Raw genomic sequence first — 17,059 nt, 5'->3', positions numbered from 1 at the left:
GAAACGGCCGCTGTGTCGACAGGTTGTCGTGCGGATCGGCGCGCGGGTTTCGGTCAACTCGCGCAGCGCATTCACTGGATCGGAGCAAGTGGTAACCATCGAGACTCAGGTGGAAATGTGAGCGATCACGAAGTCGACGTCCTGGCCATCGGCGCCGGTCCCGCCAACCTCGCGCTGGCTGTCGCGCTCGAGGAATCCGACGCGCCGCGGCTGGCCCAGCGGACTCTCCTGCTCGAGCAGCATCCCGACGTGAAATGGCAGCGCAACCTGTTGCTCCCCTGGGCCCGCAGTCAGGTGTCGTTCCTCAAAGACCTGGTGACCCTGCGCAATCCGCGCAGCCGGTTCTCCTTCCTGAACTTTCTGTTCGAGCGCAGGCGCTTGGACGAGTTCGTCAACCTGTCCACCTTCAACCCCTACCGGTGGGAGCTGTCGGACTATCAGCAGTGGGTGGCGCACTCGCTGGAGCAGGTCGCGGTGCGCTACGACGCCGAGGTCACCTCGATCGAACCCCGCCGCACCGGCGACGGCAGGATCGTCGGCTGGACGGTCGCCCTGGCCGACGGCGACACCGTCGACTGCCGCGATCTGGTCATCGGCACCGGCCGTGACGCGCACATTCCCGAGGTCTTCCGAAGCCTGCCCGCCGACAGGGTGATTCACAGCACCCAGTACTGCACCAGGGTCGCCGAGCTGCCCACCGACCGCCCGATCCGTCCGGTCGTGATCGGGGGTGCGCAGAGCGCCGCCGAGATGTTCATGGCGCTGCACACCGATCTGCCGCAGAGCGCGCCGACCATCGTCATGCGCTCGATCGGCCTGCAGAACTACCAGACGAGCAAGTTCGTCAACGAGCTGTTCTTCCCGTCCTTCGTCGACGAGTTCTATCACTCCGAGGCCGACGTGCGCGGCCGCATCCTCGACGAGGTGCATCTCACCAACTACGCCGGCCTGGCCCCGCCGTTCCTCGACGACCTCTACGCCATGCTCTACCAGCAGCGCATGCTCGGCCAGGAGCGCTCTACCGTCCGCTCGATGACCGAGGTGGCGGGCGCGCGCATGGACGGCGACGAGGTGGTGCTCGAGCTGCGCGACCGCAAGACCGGCAAGGTCGAGCCGCTGCGCTGCGACGTGGTGCTGCTCGGCACCGGCTACGAGCAGCAGATGCCCGCGCTGGTCCGCGATCTCGCCGGCCGCCTCGGCCTCGACGAGATCTCGGTGAGCCGCCGCTACCGCCTCGACCTCGGTGAATCCGCGTGGGGCGCGGTGTATCTGCAGGGCGTCAACGAACAGACGCACGGCATCTCCGACACCCTGATCAGCGTGCTCGCGCACCGCTCCCAGGACATCGTCGACGACATCCTCGACCGCCGCCACGTCACCGCGGGCGCCTTCCCGGAGAGCCGGACGGCATGATCGAGATTCGCAGCCTGTACCGGGACGGCCTGACCGAGGCCTACGGCGTCGCCTCCGAGCGTCTGCTGCCGTGGCCCGCGCTCAACGCGCCGTTCGAGGGCGCGTGGTGCGTGCTGCGCCCAGGCGGCGTCTCCACCGCGCACGCTCACCACGAGTACGAGCTGTTCATCGCCATGACGGGCCGCGCGGTCCTCGACGTGGACGGCGAGCAGCGCGACTTCGTGGCGGGTGATCTGGTTCACCTCGTGCCCGGCACGACTCATCACGTGCGCAACGCGGGGACCACCGATTTCGAGTGGTACGCCATCTGGTGGGACACCGACATGTCGGCCGAATTCGTGCGCAGGCACGGGGACGGATCGTCGCACGAAACGAATCAGCCCGCGCGGCAGGAAGATCCGGTGACGCCGTGAACGGTCCCACCCTCGTCATCTCGCCCGCGCCGACCGCCAACGGCGACCTGCATCTCGGGCACATCGCGGGCCCCTTCCTCGCCGCCGACGTCTACACCCGTTACGCCCGCGCGACCGGGCGTGAGGTGCTGTTCGGCACCGGCGTGCAGGACACCTCCACCTACGTCACCACCACCGCGCACCGGCTCGGCATCGAGCCGCAGGCGCTGGTCGAGCGCTCCGCCAAGGAGGTCGAGGCGACGCTGACGGCGCTCGGCATCGCCGTCGACGCCTTCACCGGCTGGGAGCGGCGGTTCACCTCCTACGTCGCGCGGGTCGTCGCGGAACTGCGCGCCAAAGGCGCGCTGCGCCTGCGGCGGATGCCGTTCCCGTACGCGCCGAGCACCGGTGAGTACCTGGTGGACGGGCACGTCGCCGGCGCCTGCCCGGTCTGCCTGGCCGACAGCTGCGCCGGGCTGTGCGAGAGCTGCGGGCACGCGGTGACCGCCGGCGAGTTGCTCGATCCGCGGTCGACGCGGAACCCGGGCGAGCGACTGGAGATCCGCGAGGTCGAGGTGCTCGTCCTCCCGCTGGAGGAATACCGGGAGCGGCTGCGTGCCCACTTCGCCGAGGCCGCCGGACTGCTGCGTCCGCACGCGGCGCAGGTGGTGGCCGAGCTGCTGGACCGGCCGCTGCCGGACTTCCCGGTCACCTACCCGATCTCGTGGGGCATCCCCGCGCCGGATCTGCCTGGGCAGGTGGTGAATCCGAACGCCGAACCGGTCGCGTGGACGATGTACTGCACCATGCTGGCCGCCGAGAACCGGGGCCTGGAACCGGATTCGGAGGACGCGCTGTGGCGTCCAGAGGCGGCGGCGCGCATCGTCTACTTCCTCGGCATCGACAACATCCACCCGTTCGGGATCTCCGGGCTGGCGATGCTGCTCGCGTTCGGCGACTACCCGCTGCCGAAACTGTTCCTCACCAACGAGTTCTACGAGCTGCGTCACGAGAAGTTCTCCACCAGCCGGGGACACCTGGTGTGGGGCCGCGATCTGGCGGCACGAGTACCGCGCGACCTGATCCGCTTCCACCTCGCGGGCAACAGCCCCGAGTTCCAGCGCACCAGTTTCGATCACGACGAACTGGCGGCGCTCACCGAGACCCGGCTCGTCGCGCCGTGGAACCGGGTGGCCGCCAAGGCCGACGACTGGGTGTGGCGTGGCGGCCTGCCGATCTCGGAGCGGGGCCGGTCCGACGCGCTGCGCATCGTCGAACGGTTCCGCGCGGCCTACGAGCTGCCCGGATTCAGCCTGAACCGGGTCGCCGAAACGCTGACCCAGCAGCTGGCCCGGCTGGACCGCATGCCGGTCGACGACGGCGGGGACTTCTGCCACCAGGTGGACGTGCTGGTGCGCTGTGCCGCGCCGCTGCTCGTCGACCTGGCCGAGGCGGCGCTGGCGGGCTCGGACATGCTGCCGGGAACCGATCTGCGAGAAGTCGCCCAGCGCAGCGTGATCGAACCGGTCCGGCTGCCTCGGCTGCCCGCGGTAGGGGCATGACATGACCGACGTCGTCATCGCGGGCGCCGGTGTCACCGGCCTGATCGCGGCCGTGCGCTGCGCGCGGGCCGGCCACCGGGTGACCGTGGTCGACCGGGGCCCGATCCCGAACCCGGCGTCGAGTTCGTTCGATCACCACCGGGCGGTGCGGGCGCTGAGTCCCGGCGATCCGGCCGCCACCGCCGCGGCGGCGGCGCTGCACCGGCGCTGGCTGCGGTTGCAAGCGCTGCTCGGCGGCCACTTCTACCGGCGCATCGGCGTGGTCACCGGCTGGCAGGCCGCGTCGATCGACGCCGCGGTCGCCGAGGCCGACCGCAGCGGCTTGCCGGTGACCGTGGTGGACCCGAAGGCGCTGCCGCACTTCGTGTTTCCCGAGGGGCACTGGGGCCTGCTGGAGGCCGAGGCCGGCGTGCTGCTCGCCGAACGGGTGCTGCACGCCGCCGCCCGCTGGTTGCGGGCACAGCCCGCGGTCACCCTGCTGCCATGGCGGCAGGTGGTCGAGGTGGATACCGACGCCGCCCGGCTGCGGTTGCGCGACGGCGCCCGGCTGTCCGGCGATCTGGTGCTGCTGGCGACGGGGGCGTGGACGGGCGAGCTCATCGACGCGCCGACCGTGCTGCACCGGCAGACCACCGTCTACCTGCGACCGCCCGCCGACCTGGCTGCGTGGTGGGAGCAGGCGCCGAGCGCAGGGCGGATCGGGACGGACGGCACCGGTTGGCTCATGCCGCCAGGTGCGGGCACGCTGCTCAAGGTCAGCTCGTCGCGCCTGTGCCGGACGGTCGACGACCTCGGTGAGGACGCCGAAAGCGCCGACGCGGCAACGCGATACCTGGGCCAGGTACTCGCCGACGCGGACCGGTACCGGATCGCCGCGGTCAAGCAGTGCCACTACACCGTCGACGCCGCGACCGGCGGCGCCACCCTCACCAGGCCGGGACCCGCGGTCGTGGCCCGCGCCGCCACCGGCGGCGACGGGTTCCGCACCGCCCCGCTGGTCGCCGACCACCTCGTCGAGCTCGCGGCCGCCCGACCGGCCGCATGATGCGGAAGGAACAATCATGAACCCCACCAACGACGTCCTGCTGGTAATCGGCAGCGGACTGCGCCTGTACCGGGAATACCTCGTGCGCTCGGTCACGGCGCGGGCCCGTTCCCGCGGCCTCGACCTGGTGCTGCTCAACAACATCGAACCCACCTGGCAGCACGCCTATTTCGACGAGATCGTGGTCGCCAACGTCTTCGATCACGCCGTCCTGGCCGCCGAGGCGCGCGAGATCGCCGCGCGCAGGCGGGTGGTCGGCGTGCTGTGCTGGGACGAGCCGCTGGTGCAGCCCGCCGCCGACATGGCCGACGAGTTCGGCGTGCCAGGGCTCACCGCCACCGGTGTGCGCGGCTGCCGCGACAAGAACCGGACGCGCTCGGTGCTCACCAATGCCGGCCTCGTCCAGCCTCGGTTCGAGCTCACCGGCACGCTGGAGCAGGCGCGGGCGGCCGCGGACCGCATCGGCTACCCCGTGGTGGTGAAGCCGCAGGCGCTCGGCGCGAGCATGGGCGTGGTGCTGGCCGCCGACCGGATCGAACTCGACGCCGCCTTCGCCACCGCCACCGGCGCGAGCACCATCGGCGACGAGCCGTTCCGCGGCACCGCCATCGTGGAGGAGTTCGCGGTCGGGCCGGAGATCAGCATCGACGCCGCCGTCTACAAGGGCGAGTACCTGCCGATGTTCCTGGCGCGCAAGCGAACCGGGCTGGAGCCCTACTTCGAGGAGCTCGGTCACCTGGTCGACGCGGCCGACCCGCTGCTGGAGGACGAGACTCTGATCGGCACGCTGGCCGCCGCACACCGCGAGCTCGGGGTGGAGAACGGCATCACGCACACGGAGGTGCGGCTGACCGCGCGCGGACCGCTCATCATCGAGGTCAACGGCCGTCTCGGCGGCGACCTCATCCCGTTCCTCGGCAAGATCGCCACCGGCATCGACCCCGGTGAGGTGCTGGTCGACGTCGCCACCGGCCACCGGCCCGCGACCAGGCCCACCCGCAAGGCGGCGGCCGGCATCCGCTTCGGCTACCCCGAACGCGACACGCTCGTGCGCTCGGTGACGGTGCCCGAGCACGCGCCCGGCCTCGTCACCGCGGCCGCGATGGTGGAGCCGGGCGCGGAGCTGCGGCTGCCGCCCGGCGGCTACATCGCCAGGCACTCGTTCGTCGTGTGCGAGGCGGGCGACGCGCCGCGCTGCGCCGAATTGCTCAAGGCGGCTAGCGCTACGGTCGAGCTGGTCGGCGATCCGCTGGAACCGCTCGCGCCGGGCTCCGCGTTCACCCTCCCCGCCGGACTCCTGGACGCCGACAAATGATCGACTACGACGGCCGACGGTTCCGCAATCCCGACAGCGACGACGGTGTGGTCGCGCGATACCACCAGCGTGGCGATCTGGTGTGGGCGTTCTTCGCGGGCGGCAAGGTGCGCCGCGGTGCGCTCAACGGCCTGTGCGACGCCGACGGGGTGCTGCACCTGGCCTACACGATGGTGCTGCACGGCGGCGACATCGTCTCGGGCTTCACGCGGTCGGAGCCGGAGGTGACCGACGGCGAACCGCTGCGGCTGCGCGAGGAGTGGGAACGCTACGGGCCCAACGGAAGCAGCGGGATCTCCTACCTGGAGGAGATCCGATGAACCGGCTGTTGCGCCGGTTCGGCGCGCGATCGTGGGACGCGGCCGTGCTCGCCGGTGTCGAAACGGATCGGGCATCCGCGTCGTCCGGCACCGAGAGCGACGAAAGCAGGGCCGCGACAGCACGATTCATCTCCGATCAGGCTTCGTCGGGCGGCGCGGCCGATCGCCGGTGGGCCGCGATCGGACGCGGTACGCCGGACTCGGCTTCCATGGGCGGCTACGGCCGCTCAACCTCGTCGGAGGCGGGCCGATGACCAGGTTGGAGGGTCTCGACCGCTTGGATGCGGGAACGGTGCGCTACCCCGGTGACGACGGTTTCGCGGCGGCGAGCGTCCCGTTCAACAAGCGGTACGCCGACATCAGGCCGAGTGCGGTGCTGTCGGTGCGCGACGCCGCCGACGTCGCACGGGCCGTCCGGTGGGCGCGCGACGCCGAGGTGCCGCTGGTGGCGCGCGGCGGCGGGCACAGCTACGCCGGGCATTCGGTCGGCACCGGGCTGGTGCTCGACCTGCGCGGCCTCGGCGGCGTCCGGGTCGACGCGGCGAACGGGCTGGTGACGGTGGGCGGCGGCGCCACCAACGGCGCGGTGTACGCCGCGTTGCAGGAGCACGATCTGGCTGTGCCGCTGGGCAATTCGAATCAGGTCGGAATCGGCGGGCTGGTGCTCGGCGGCGGCGTCGCCGCGGTGTCGCGGGCGTTCGGGCTCACCGCGGACGCGCTGGTGCAGACCGAGATCGTGCTGGCCGACGGCAGCACGCTGCGCTGCGACGCGCGCGAGAACGCGGACCTGTTCTGGGCCTGCCGCGGCGGCGGCGGCGGAAACCTCGGCGTGAACACGTCGTTCACGTTCCAGGCTCGCCCCACCGTGTCCAGCTCGACCTGCCTGTTGCTCTGGGAGTGGCGCGGCGCGCGGCGCGTGCTCGCCGTCATGCAGGAGATCATGGCCGCGGCGCCCGACGAGTTCGCGGCGCGCATCGGCGCGAGCCGTTCCGGCGACGGACCCGGCGTGGTCTCGGTGATCGGCCAGCACCTCGGTCCCGCATCGGAATTACGCGAACTGCTGGCGCCTGCGCTGGCGACCGCCACGCCGCGGCGGGTGGACATCGCCGATCGGGACTACTGGCAGGCCAAGGACTTCCTGCACCACGAGACCTCGGGCGACCCCTTCGCGGTGCGCACCCGGTGCACGCCGAAGCCACTGACCGAGGCCGGGATCGACGTCGTGATCGACGCGATCGATCGCTGGCCGGGCAGCGCCAATCCGGACGGCGCGGGCGTCGCCCTGTTCACCTGGGGCGGCGCGATCAACCGAATCCCCGTCGGCGACACCGCCTTCCCGCACCGCGACACGCTGTTCCTCGTCTCGATGGACACCTCGTGGAGCGAGAGCGACTCGGCGCAGACGGTGTGGTGCAACCTCGAATGGCTCGACGGTCTCTACGAGGAGATGGGCGGCTACGCCACCGACGCCGCCTACGTGAACTTCACCGACCCCGCTCTCACCGACCTGTCCGCCTACTACGGACCCAACCACCCCCGCCTGGCGCGGCTCAAGCACCGGTACGACCCGGACGGCTTCTTCCGTTTCCCCCAGGCGATCACCCCGCTCAGCAAGGAGAACCGAGGATGACCCTCGTCGACGAACCCCGCACTCCGCTCGGCTCAGGCACCGAGATCCTCGCTCGCGCACAGGCGCTGGCGCCGCAGCTGCGCGAGCGCGCCGCGGAGATCGAGGCCGCGCGCAGGCTGCCCGCCGACATCGTCGAACTGCTGCGCGACGCGGGCGTCTTCCGCATGGCGTTCGCGCGCGACTGGGGCGGGCCCGAACTGACCTCGATCGAGCAGACCGAGGTGGTCGAGGCGCTGGCCTACGGCGACGCCTCGGTCGGCTGGTGCGCCATGATCGGCTCCGACACCGGCCTGTACGCCCGGTTCCTGGACGAGGCGGTCGCCAAGGAGATGTTCCCGAGCCTGGACATGGTGACCGCTGGCCTGCTTTTCCCGACCGGCCGCGCCGAGCGCGTCCCCGGCGGCTTCCGGCTCAGCGGCCGCTGGCAGTTCGGCAGCGGCATCACCCACGCCGACTGGGTCGTGTCCGGCGCGTTCGTCGTTCGCGACGGCGAGCCCGAACGCGACGCGTCGGGCGCACCGGATTCGCGGCTGTTCATGGTGCCGCGCGCGCAGGTGGAGGTGATCGACACCTGGCACACCACGGGTCTCGCGGGCAGCGGCAGCTGCGATTACCGCATCGCCGAGGTGTTCGTTCCGGAGGAGCACACGCTCGAGTTCGCTTCCGTGCGACATGGTTTCGGCCCGCTCGGGCAGCCCGAGGTGCACATGCGCAACATGCCGGCGGTCCCGCTGGGTGTCGCGCGCGCCGCGCTGGACCACGCGCGCGCCGAATCCGCCGCCAAGGCCGACGATTACCGCGTCCAGGTGACCATCGCCGAATGCGAGGCCGCACTGCACGCCGCCCGCTCCGGCGTCTACGCGGCGCTGCACCGGCAGTGGGAAATCCTCGGCGCGGGAGGCACACTCGACGAGCTCGCCCCGACCGAGCGTGCCGCGCTTCCGCTCTCCCGCCTGCACGCCTTCCGCACCGCCCGCACGATCGTCGGCCGCCTCTACGACCTGCGCCAGACGGCCGCCATCTACCGGCCTTCGCCGCTGGACCGCTGGCTGCGCGACACCAACACCATGTGCCAGCACATCGTCGCCCAGGATCGCATCCTCCAGTCCGCGGGCGCGTACCTGATGGGCGGCACACCGTCGTTCAAGCTCTGCCTAGGGCTGGTCGGCTGAGCGCCGTCCGCCCGGATGCGCCGCTCCGAGGTGCGAGCGTCGGCCCGGCCCGCGACAACGGCGCGGGCCGGGTGCGGGCCGAACTACCGCTTCGGCTCGCAGGCGATGCCGTCGCCGTCGCGGTCCAGGTGCTCGGCGTAACCGGGGTCGCCCTTGTGCAGGGGGGCCTTGCCCGCCGCGCGGACCTCGGCGCAGTTCTTGTAGTACGGCTCCGACTGGGCCGTTCCCGCAGCGGCGGAGCCCAGCGCGACCAGCGCGGCGGCGGCGAAGATCGTGGTGGCGAGGCGTCGGGCGAACTGCACCGGGTCGTCCCCCTTCATCCCAGGGCGGACCGCGGAAGCGTCTGCCCGACAGTACTTTTCGTCTCGAATCGGACGACCCGAACATATTGCCAGGCGGAAGCTGCCGCGCGCAAGGCGCACACGTCAGACCGCCGGATCGGCGTCCGGCGCGTCCTCGTCGACGATCCGGTCGGCGTCGACCAGGCCGTCCTCGGTGAGCTCGAGCCGCCGGGTCACCCCGATGTCGTCGAGGAAGCGCGGGTCGTGGCTGACCACCATCAGCGCGCCCTCGAAGCCGGCCAGCGCCTGGGTCAGGTGGTGCAAGCTCGGCAGGTCGAGGTTGTTGGTCGGCTCGTCGAGCAGCAGCAATCTCGGCGCGGGATCGGCAAGCAGCAGCATGGCGAGCGCGGCGCGCAGTCGTTCGCCGCCCGATAGCGCGCCCGCCGCGACGTCGGCGTCGCCACCGCGAAACAGGAAGCGCGCCAACCGAGAACGAACTTGCAACGGCGTCGCGTGCGGCGCGGCGGCGGACACGTTCTCGAACAGCGAGCGACTCTCGTCGAACAGGTCGAGCCGCTGCGGCAGCATCCGCCACGCCACCGAGGGCGGTGCGGCCGCGATCCGGCGCAGCAGCGTCGATTTGCCGATCCCGTTGCGTCCGGTCAGCGCGATCCGCTCCGGCCCGGAGACCCGCAGCGTCACCGTCGGCCCGCAGGCCAGCGTCACCTCGTCCAGTGCGAGCACCTCCTGCCCCGGATAGACCCGGGTGCCCGGCAGGTCGATGCGGATCTCCTTGTCGTCGCGCACCAGTTCTTCCGCCTGCTGAAGCTGTTCCTTGGCGGTGCCCAGGCGTTCGATGTGGGTGTTGCGCAGCTTGCCCGCCGACACCTGCGCCGCGCGCTTGCGCGCTCCGGCCAGGATCTTGGGCATGTTGTCGGCCTGCTTCTTGCCGTAACGCTGCCTACGGTCGAGTTTGACGCGCGTCTCGGCCAATTCTTGTGCCTGCCTGCGCACGTCGTTGCGCGCCTCGCGCACCGCCGACCGCGCCGCCTGCTGTTCGGCCTCGACGATGCGCTCGTACTCGCCGAAGTTCCCGCCGAACAGCCGCAGTTCGCCCGCGCGCAGCTCGGCGATGGCGGTCATCCGTTCCAGCAGTTCGCGATCGTGGCTGACCGTGAGCACGGTACCGGAGAACTGCTCGATCACCTCGTAGAGGCGTTGGCGCGCAACGTGATCCAGGTTGTTGGTCGGTTCGTCGAGCAGCAGCACGTCGGGTTCGGCGAGCAGTTCGGCCACCAGCCCGAGCAGCACGGTCTCGCCGCCGGACAGGGTGTCCAGCCTGCGGTCGAGCCCCTCGGCCGAGTCGGCCACGTAGTGCAGACCGAGCCGGCCGAGCAGTGCGACGGCACGCTCCTCGACATCCCATGCGGCGCCGACGGTCTCGAAGTCGCGTTCGTCGCCGTCACCGGATTCGATGCGGTGCAGTGCCTTTCGCACGTCATCGATGCCGAGCACGGCGTCGACCCGCTGACCGTCCGCCAACCCGAGATCCTGGCGGAGATAACCGAGCTGTCCCGACACCGCGACCGAGCCACGGGCGGGCGTCAACTCCCCCGCGATCAGCCGTAGCAAGGTGGATTTCCCGGCGCCGTTGACGCCGACCAGGCCGATGTGCCCGGCCGGGAACACCGCGCCGAGTCCTTCGAACACCGGAGTGCCGTCCGGCCAGGAGAACGTGAGATCGGAAAGAGAGAGAAAGGTCATGCGGAACCCCTGAGGTTGCGACGGGAACACGGCGCGCGTGTGCGCGGGCCGCCCGAAAGCGCTACCTCGAGAAGATCAACGCATGCTCCGATCGACGGGGACAAGACCGCTCTAGGTTAAACACACACCGGGCGATCGTGCCAGTGCAATTTCGCTCACATCCTCGGCGCCGGACGCGGACCTGGCCGCCGCCCGGTCGGCGAATCACTCGGTGGCCTCGATGAAATCACCCACCAGCATCGTCCCCAGCCCCCGCCGTGCGCCGGGACCCGGCTGCCAGTACACGGTCTCGGCGGTGAGCGGTTCGCCGCATTCCTCGCACACCACCACACCCGAGGTGTGTTGCCCGCACGCGCGGTGCACGGAGATCACGGGCGGCCCCTGCGGCCCCGCGCTCCACTTGTCGCCCCAGGCGATCAGCGTCGCCAGCACCGGATACAGATCGCGTCCCTTCTCGGTGAGCAGATACTCCCGCCGCACCGGATTGGTCTGGTAGACGCGCGATTCGACGATGCCGTGCGCCCGCAGCGTCTCCAGCCGGGCGGCGAGCACGTTCGAGGCGATGCCGAGATCGCGGCGGATGTCCTCGAAGCGCGTCATCCCGACGAACAGGTCACGCAGGATCAGCGGCGTCCACCGCTCCCCCACCGCGTCCAGCGTGCGGGCGATCGAGCAGACGATCTCGGACAGGTCAGCCTTGGCCACCGTGCCATTGTAGTCCGTTGCAAAAAGCAAGTGACTCGGTTACGTTGGCTACCAGACGACCGGACGGAAGGGTGCGTGGAGATGCCGGATGCGGTAGACCAGTTCTGTGCGGCGACCGAGATCGCCGATATCGACGCACTGATGGAAACGCTCGCCCCGGACGCCGAGCTGCACTCGCCGATCTCGGGCGCCCTCGTCTTTCGCGGGCACGACGACCTGCGCGTCCTGTTCACGGCGGTCTACCGCGGCATCTCCGGGCTGCGCTGGACCGCGCGGCTCGGCGACGGCGCGCGCCGGGTGTTGCTGGCCGAGGCGAAGGTCGGACCGTTCCGGACGACCGAGGCCATGGTCCTGGAACTCGCCGACGACGGCCGCATCCGCAGGCTCGATCCGCACCTGCGCCCCTGGCTCGCACTGAGTTTCCTGGCGATCAAGCTCGGTCCCGGCCTGCTGCGCCATCCCGGGTTGATGCGGCGGGCACGGGCCGCCCTGCCGCCCGCCGCGGTCGGCGCGACGGCCTGAGGGCGCGGCCGACCGGCACCTGCGCATAACCGGAGCAAAGGCCGACGTACGCCAACGTGCGCAGTTGGACCAAGTCCGCGAACGACCGCACACGGCCGGAGCGAAGGCGGAGGTTCCGCACGACGAACACCGCTGGACGAAGTCCGTCGATAGCCTGTGCACGACCGCAGCGAAGGCGGAGTTACGCACGACGAACACCGCATGACGAAGTCCATCGGCAAACCGCGCACAGCCGCAGCGAAGGCGAAGATTTCGCCTACAGCGGCCGATCGGTGGGCAGGTTGACGAAGCTGGGCGCGTTCGGATCGATGTTCAGGTACTGCGGCTTGAGCTCGGTGTTGTTGAGCATCGGCCGGAACGCGAGCCCCTTCGGCGAGTTGCCCGCGAAGACGTCGACCCGCAGCCGGTGGCCCGGCTGTAGGACCGCCTGGGTGGGAATGACGGCGATGTCGAGCGCGACCGGTTCACCTGGCACCACCTGGAGCATGCTGTCCAGGGTGATCGGGTTGAACGGCGCGGTGTAGTCGCCGGAGGGCGAGCGGGTGCTCTTGGCCTCGTCGACGGCCCGCATCGAGGCGGTCAGCTGGCCGGTGGACAGGACCGACGAGGTGCCGTCGGGCGCGACGTCGTTGATGGTGACGCTCCAGTAGCCGTCGGTGGCGTCGTGCACGGTGTTGAGGTGCACGTTGATCGGCCCGGAGATGACGGTCGGCTCGGCGACCGCCGCGCTGGTGAAGGTGAGCGCGTTGCGTTCGGCGATCCGGGAGTCCTTGGTGCACACGTCGAGGAACGACGTGAGACCGGCCGAGGCCTGGGCGGTGTCGCGAGAGCAGATCGTGGTGAGGCCGGGCGCGATGGTGAGCCTGTCCGCCTCGGCGGGACCGGTCGACGTCAGCGAGCCATCGTGCGCCGCGTCCTCGGCGGTGCCGCTGGCCTGCCCCGACAGGTAGACGCGGCGATGCACGATGCCCGGCTGCGGGAAGCTCCCCATGGTGATCCAGCTGCCGCCCTGCTCCCACATCACGATCGGGCCGTATCCGTCGATGCCGTTGTCGATTCCCTTGAGCCACTTGTCGAACCACGCGCGCTGCAGCACGTCCAACCGGGGCGGGGCGCCGGGCACGCCGGTGCCCGCGCCGGGATTGGCGTGATAGGTGTTGCCGACGACGAGCTTCTTCTGGCCCTCGGGCAGCGGTATCTCGTTGAACAAGCTGGTGGCGCTGTTGGCGAAGATGTCGTGCCAGCCGCCGTATACGAAGGCCGGGACGTTCACCCGCTCCGGATGTCCGAGGATGCCCTGCCGGAACGGGCTGTCGGCGTCGAGCGCGTCCGCCAGCGCAGGCGGGACGCGATCCAGCGACGGCGTCAGCAGCGCCTGGGCGAGCAGGTCGAAGTTGGTGTCCGGATCGGACATCCGCTCGTGGAACCAGGACCAGTCGAAAGTGCCCTCGAGCATCGATGACACGTCGGGGATCAGCTTGAGCTGGTTGACATTGCTGAGCCACAGCGGCAGGAAGGTGGTGCCGATGCCGCCGCCGGGCGCGACCACGTCGCGCATCAGGTCGCTGCCCGGCTCGACCGGGAAGATCGCCTTCAACGACGGGGGCGCGTCTTCGGCGGCCCGCAGTTGGTTGATGCCCGCGTACGACCCGCCGCTCATCGCGACCTTGCCGTCGGACCAGGGCTGCGTGGCGGCCCAGTCGATCACCTCGCGGGTATCGAGCTGTTCGCGCGCGCCCAAGGTGTCCCAGGCGCCCTGCGAGAAACCGGTGCCGCGGACGTCGACCACGACGAGGTTGTAGCCGCTGCGGATGAGATTGCGGTCGATGCCGAGCACCGTCTGCACGGTCCCGCCATCCAACGCGTGCAGCAGATCGCCGAATCCGGTGATCTGCGTGCCCGAGACGTTGACCCGCCGCGCCATGTCCACCGTGAACTGCTGCAGGCGGGGCACCGCCAGCGCCGAATCGATGAGATTCGTCATCAGCTTGGTGTAGGGCGTGAGGTTCACGATCGTCGGCAACGGCCGCGCCTCCGCCGGTCCGCCGGTCTGCGCGGGACGGTAGACGTTGGCCTTCAGGACCACGCCGTCGCTCATCTGGATGGGAACGTCCCACTGGATGTTCACATCGGAGTACGGCTGCGGTCCGTCGTGCAGTTGGGTCCACTGCTCGGTGAGCGAGGCAAGATCCGGCGGCTGCTCGGGGGACGGGTGATACATCCCGATGGCGGCCGCCGCCAGCACGATCGCGACCGCGCCCATCAACGACCTGATCATCGAGCCCGACAGCGCACTCGGCTGCAGTGTCCTGGCCACCCCTGCCCTCTCCATCGTCAGCGAATCACTCGACAACGGCAGGGACGATAGCAATTCGCTACCGGAGAATGTGGGACCTACGGGCCGCTCGGCACGTCGAAACATGCCACGTCGACGGCCGGAAGCGGCCGCCGCTCAATCGAATCCGGCGCAATCGGATCCGGCGCGATCAGATCCGGACGATGGAGGTCAGCGGGTAATCCCCCTGACGGCTCCGGCCTTCCAGGAAGCTAAGCTCCAGCACGACCGCGGCCGAGACGATCTCCGCGCCCGCCGACACGAAGAGGTCCGCGGCGGCGGCCAGCGTGCCACCCGTGGCCAGCACGTCGTCGAGCAGCAGCACCCGGCGACCCTTCAGGTCCACGCCGTCGCCGGGGATCTCCAAGGCGGCGGTGCCGTACTCGAGGCTGTACTCGCGGGTCAGCACGGGCGGCGGCAGCTTGCCCGCCTTGCGGACGGCGAGCACACCGGTGCCGAGAGTGGCGGCGACACCCGCGCCGAGCAGGAAGCCCCTGGCGTCCACCCCCGCGACCAGGTCAGCGTCCGGCGCGCAGGCGGCGAGGCAATCGATGACCGCGCGGAATCCCTCGGGATCGGCGAAGACAGGCGTGAGGTCGGCGAAGCGGACGCCGGGGGTCGGGAAATCGTCGCGCCAGCGGGTCAGGCGTTCGACCAGCTCGGCCGCCATTGCGGTCCGCTCGGCGACAATCTCGTCGGACTCGATCGCCGCGTGCTTACTCATCGACACCTCTCCATGATCACTCACCCACAAACACCTGTCACCGCCGCAACACCCAGCGGTCCATGTTCCAGCCGGTACCACCCTGGGTGGGTCCGGCCACACCGTTGTGCAGACCGTTGCCGAAGGCGATCGTGCGCGGAGTGGCGAACAACGGAATGCTCGGCATCTCCGACCACAACAGGTTCTCGGCCTCGGTCAGCAGACCCAGCTGCGCGGCCGAGTTGTCGTCGGCCGCAAGCTGATCGGTGATCGCATCGTAGCGGCCGTTTCCGAATCGCCCGAAATTGAGGCCGTTGCCGGTGCGCAACGCGCTGGTCGCCGCCACTCCGGTCAGCGAACCGGCCGGCCCGGGCGCCGCCGCGGTGCTCGCCAGCACGGCGTCGACGCGCCCCTCACCGAGCTGGCCGGGGCGGAAGTCGGGCGCGCCCGCGTCCACCACGGTGATACCGGCGGAGCGGCACGCCTCGCCGATCATCTGCACGGTCTTGGCGCGCCGCTCGTCGGGGGCGAGGTACCCGACGCGGATCGTCGGATTGGCCGCGCGGGCGCCGGCGAGCGTGGCGGTGGCCGCGGGGACGTCGGTGCCGCGATACCGTTCCGCGGCGCCGGTCGTCGCCGCGTAGTACAGCGAATCCTGCTGCGTGATACGGGAATTGAGGGGTCCGGCGCCGAGGCCGGTGTTCGGCACGTCGGCCGCCCTGCCCAGCGCGTCGAACAGCGCCTGGCGCGGCACGCACAGCGCGAAGGCGCGGCGCGCGTCCACCGAACCGAACACGCCCGTGGTGGCGAGCACCAACTGCTCGGCGCCGCGGCCGGGGACGGTCTTCGACGAGAAGCCGCCGAGATCGAGGTCTTTCACGGAATGCGCGCCGATGTCGACGACGCCCACCGCGTTGTCGGAGACCTTGGCCTTCAGGTCGGCGGTCTTGTCGAACACCACGATGCGTCCGGTCTCGGCCTTGTTGCCCCACCAGCGTTCGTTGGCGATCAGCACCAAACCGTCTTGCCTGCTGAAGGATTCGATCCGGTACGGGCCCGAGGACGGGAACCGGGAGAGGTCCAGGCTCTCCGAACCGATGGTCCAGCCGGTGTTCCAGAAATCGGCCAGCCGCTGCACGGCTCCTGGATCACTGGATTGCAAGGCCGACACCGCATTCGGCACGTTGGCCACCCGCGCTGCGATGTGCGCGGGCATCACCTCGCCCGCGGTGAACAGGTCGCGCCACGGGAGGAACCGCCGGTCCGGGCGGAACACCACGGTGGCGTCCTTGGACCCCGGCTGGCAGTCGACCCGCTCGATGTCCTCGTAGCCCGCGGTATCGGCGGCGTCGAAGAGCGGAACGGGACCGCCCGCACCGGGTTTGGTGAATCGCCCGCTGTGCGCGGCCCAGGTCAGCACCAGATCGTCGCAGGAGGTGGGCACACCGTCGGAGTACACGCCGTCCGGGTTGAGCCGGTACTGGATGGTCTGGGACTCGCCGGGCACCTCCTTGGCGGTACCGAAATCGGTGTCGGCGACCTGCTGCCCGTCCGGTCCAGTGTAGAAGAACCCGGTCAGCACCCGCTGGAACACCGCCGCCGAGCCGCTGCTCGCGCCGAGCGTGCTGCCGCCGTTGTAGCTGGCGATGACGGCGTCGACGGCGTAACCGATGGAGGGCACCTGGTTCTGCCCCGAGCACCCGGCCACCGATCCGGTGGCCAGGGCGCCCACGGCGACCGCTCCTATCAGACGCACCGCAACGCTGCGTGGCTGTCGCATGGAACGAAACCCCCTACCGTCGGTTGTCAGTGCCTCTTCTTGTTTCGCTTTCCGGACGGGCGGGCGCCCGGCCGCGGGGACTGCTCGGCGTCCCGGTGACGCCGCGCCGGGGCCTCGGCC

The 17,059-nt window shown here is 70.4% G+C and carries 16 protein-coding genes; 10 read left to right on the top strand and 6 right to left on the bottom strand.

What is annotated here, in order from left to right; genetic code table 11:
* Positions 1-117 precede the first annotated feature (117 nt).
* From NX1_RS31755 to NX1_RS31715, 9 genes are read left to right on the top strand one after another with little or no spacing between them, the layout of a single operon-like run.
* Entirely contained in the window at positions 118-1,413 is a 1,296-nt protein-coding gene (locus NX1_RS31755) for a lysine N(6)-hydroxylase/L-ornithine N(5)-oxygenase family protein (protein ID WP_068067734.1), read from the top strand.
* Positions 1,410-1,826 (top strand): cupin domain-containing protein, encoded by a 417-nt coding sequence (locus NX1_RS31750; protein ID WP_218024212.1) that lies wholly within the window; start codon positions 1,410-1,412, stop codon positions 1,824-1,826. The genes NX1_RS31755 and NX1_RS31750 overlap by 4 nt, the downstream gene beginning before the upstream one ends.
* Positions 1,823-3,367, top strand: coding sequence for a class I tRNA ligase family protein (locus NX1_RS31745; RefSeq protein WP_068067731.1), 1,545 nt, complete (start codon positions 1,823-1,825; stop codon positions 3,365-3,367). The genes NX1_RS31750 and NX1_RS31745 overlap by 4 nt, the downstream gene beginning before the upstream one ends.
* A gap of 1 nt (position 3,368) precedes the next feature.
* Positions 3,369-4,412 (top strand): NAD(P)/FAD-dependent oxidoreductase, encoded by a 1,044-nt coding sequence (locus tag NX1_RS31740; protein WP_068067727.1) that lies wholly within the window; start codon positions 3,369-3,371, stop codon positions 4,410-4,412.
* A 16-nt stretch (positions 4,413-4,428) separates the two neighbouring features.
* Positions 4,429-5,727 carry an ATP-grasp domain-containing protein gene (locus NX1_RS31735; protein WP_068067724.1) on the top strand — a complete coding sequence of 433 codons (1,299 nt, stop codon included), beginning with the start codon at positions 4,429-4,431 and terminating at the stop codon, positions 5,725-5,727.
* Positions 5,724-6,047, top strand: coding sequence for an avidin-fold protein (locus NX1_RS31730; protein WP_068067721.1), 324 nt, complete (start codon positions 5,724-5,726; stop codon positions 6,045-6,047). The genes NX1_RS31735 and NX1_RS31730 overlap by 4 nt, the downstream gene beginning before the upstream one ends.
* Positions 6,044-6,301 carry a hypothetical protein gene (locus NX1_RS31725; RefSeq protein WP_068067718.1) on the top strand — a complete coding sequence of 86 codons (258 nt, stop codon included), beginning with the start codon at positions 6,044-6,046 and terminating at the stop codon, positions 6,299-6,301. Before NX1_RS31730 ends, NX1_RS31725 begins: the two co-directional genes overlap by 4 nt.
* The gene (locus NX1_RS31720) at positions 6,298-7,677 is read left to right on the top strand and encodes an FAD-binding oxidoreductase (protein WP_068067716.1); all 1,380 of its coding nucleotides are present in this window, start codon (positions 6,298-6,300) and stop codon (positions 7,675-7,677) included. Before NX1_RS31725 ends, NX1_RS31720 begins: the two co-directional genes overlap by 4 nt.
* Entirely contained in the window at positions 7,674-8,849 is a 1,176-nt protein-coding gene (locus NX1_RS31715) for an acyl-CoA dehydrogenase family protein (protein WP_068067713.1), read from the top strand. The genes NX1_RS31720 and NX1_RS31715 overlap by 4 nt, the downstream gene beginning before the upstream one ends.
* A gap of 83 nt (positions 8,850-8,932) precedes the next feature.
* Here NX1_RS31715 and NX1_RS31710 read toward each other — a convergent pair whose 3' ends face one another.
* The 3 genes from NX1_RS31710 to NX1_RS31700 all read right to left on the bottom strand — a co-directional run bounded on the left by NX1_RS31710 (position 8,933) and on the right by NX1_RS31700 (position 11,599).
* A complete protein-coding gene (locus NX1_RS31710; RefSeq protein WP_245668789.1) occupies positions 8,933-9,151 on the bottom strand; it encodes an excalibur calcium-binding domain-containing protein in 219 nt (72 codons plus the stop codon).
* 123 nt (positions 9,152-9,274) lie between these two features.
* On the bottom strand, positions 9,275-10,894 hold the full coding sequence (locus tag NX1_RS31705; protein ID WP_068067707.1) for an ABC-F family ATP-binding cassette domain-containing protein: 1,620 nt from the start codon (positions 10,892-10,894) through the stop codon (positions 9,275-9,277).
* 204 nt (positions 10,895-11,098) lie between these two features.
* A complete protein-coding gene (locus NX1_RS31700) occupies positions 11,099-11,599 on the bottom strand; it encodes a winged helix-turn-helix transcriptional regulator (protein WP_068067704.1) in 501 nt (166 codons plus the stop codon).
* A gap of 81 nt (positions 11,600-11,680) precedes the next feature.
* Between NX1_RS31700 and NX1_RS31695 the strand changes: the two genes are divergently transcribed.
* Positions 11,681-12,121, top strand: a complete 441-nt coding sequence (locus NX1_RS31695) for a nuclear transport factor 2 family protein (RefSeq protein ID WP_084501909.1) — start codon at positions 11,681-11,683, stop codon at positions 12,119-12,121.
* A gap of 256 nt (positions 12,122-12,377) precedes the next feature.
* Here the strand turns inward: NX1_RS31695 and NX1_RS31690 are convergent, their stop codons facing one another.
* The 3 genes from NX1_RS31690 to NX1_RS31680 form a co-directional block, all read right to left on the bottom strand.
* Positions 12,378-14,342 (bottom strand): CocE/NonD family hydrolase, encoded by a 1,965-nt coding sequence (locus NX1_RS31690; RefSeq protein WP_245668800.1) that lies wholly within the window; start codon positions 14,340-14,342, stop codon positions 12,378-12,380.
* A 265-nt stretch (positions 14,343-14,607) separates the two neighbouring features.
* Complete coding sequence (locus NX1_RS31685) at positions 14,608-15,180, bottom strand: adenine phosphoribosyltransferase (protein WP_084501908.1); 573 nt, start codon at positions 15,178-15,180, stop codon at positions 14,608-14,610.
* A gap of 37 nt (positions 15,181-15,217) precedes the next feature.
* Positions 15,218-16,939, bottom strand: coding sequence for an ABC transporter substrate-binding protein (locus NX1_RS31680; RefSeq protein ID WP_068067699.1), 1,722 nt, complete (start codon positions 16,937-16,939; stop codon positions 15,218-15,220).
* Positions 16,940-17,059: the final 120 nt, after the last annotated feature.

This window comes from Nocardia xishanensis NBRC 101358 (assembly GCF_001613365.1).
Lineage (GTDB): Bacteria > Actinomycetota > Actinomycetes > Mycobacteriales > Mycobacteriaceae > Nocardia > Nocardia xishanensis.
Note: the sequence above shows the minus strand (reverse complement) of the source record. Positions and strands in the feature narration are given on the sequence as shown.

Coding starts and splice junctions, on each gene's coding strand:
- NX1_RS31750 (WP_218024212.1), top strand. CDS start 1,410: ATGATCGAGATTCGCAGCCTGTACCGGGACGGCCTGACCGAGGCCTAC.
- NX1_RS31740 (WP_068067727.1), top strand. CDS start 3,369: ATGACCGACGTCGTCATCGCGGGCGCCGGTGTCACCGGCCTGATCGCG.
- NX1_RS31735 (WP_068067724.1), top strand. CDS start 4,429: ATGAACCCCACCAACGACGTCCTGCTGGTAATCGGCAGCGGACTGCGC.
- NX1_RS31730 (WP_068067721.1), top strand. CDS start 5,724: ATGATCGACTACGACGGCCGACGGTTCCGCAATCCCGACAGCGACGAC.
- NX1_RS31725 (WP_068067718.1), top strand. CDS start 6,044: ATGAACCGGCTGTTGCGCCGGTTCGGCGCGCGATCGTGGGACGCGGCC.
- NX1_RS31720 (WP_068067716.1), top strand. CDS start 6,298: ATGACCAGGTTGGAGGGTCTCGACCGCTTGGATGCGGGAACGGTGCGC.
- NX1_RS31715 (WP_068067713.1), top strand. CDS start 7,674: ATGACCCTCGTCGACGAACCCCGCACTCCGCTCGGCTCAGGCACCGAG.
- NX1_RS31705 (WP_068067707.1), bottom strand. CDS start 10,894: ATGACCTTTCTCTCTCTTTCCGATCTCACGTTCTCCTGGCCGGACGGC.
- NX1_RS31695 (WP_084501909.1), top strand. CDS start 11,681: ATGCCGGATGCGGTAGACCAGTTCTGTGCGGCGACCGAGATCGCCGAT.
- NX1_RS31690 (WP_245668800.1), bottom strand. CDS start 14,342: ATGTATCACCCGTCCCCCGAGCAGCCGCCGGATCTTGCCTCGCTCACC.
- NX1_RS31685 (WP_084501908.1), bottom strand. CDS start 15,180: ATGAGTAAGCACGCGGCGATCGAGTCCGACGAGATTGTCGCCGAGCGG.
- NX1_RS31680 (WP_068067699.1), bottom strand. CDS start 16,939: ATGCGACAGCCACGCAGCGTTGCGGTGCGTCTGATAGGAGCGGTCGCC.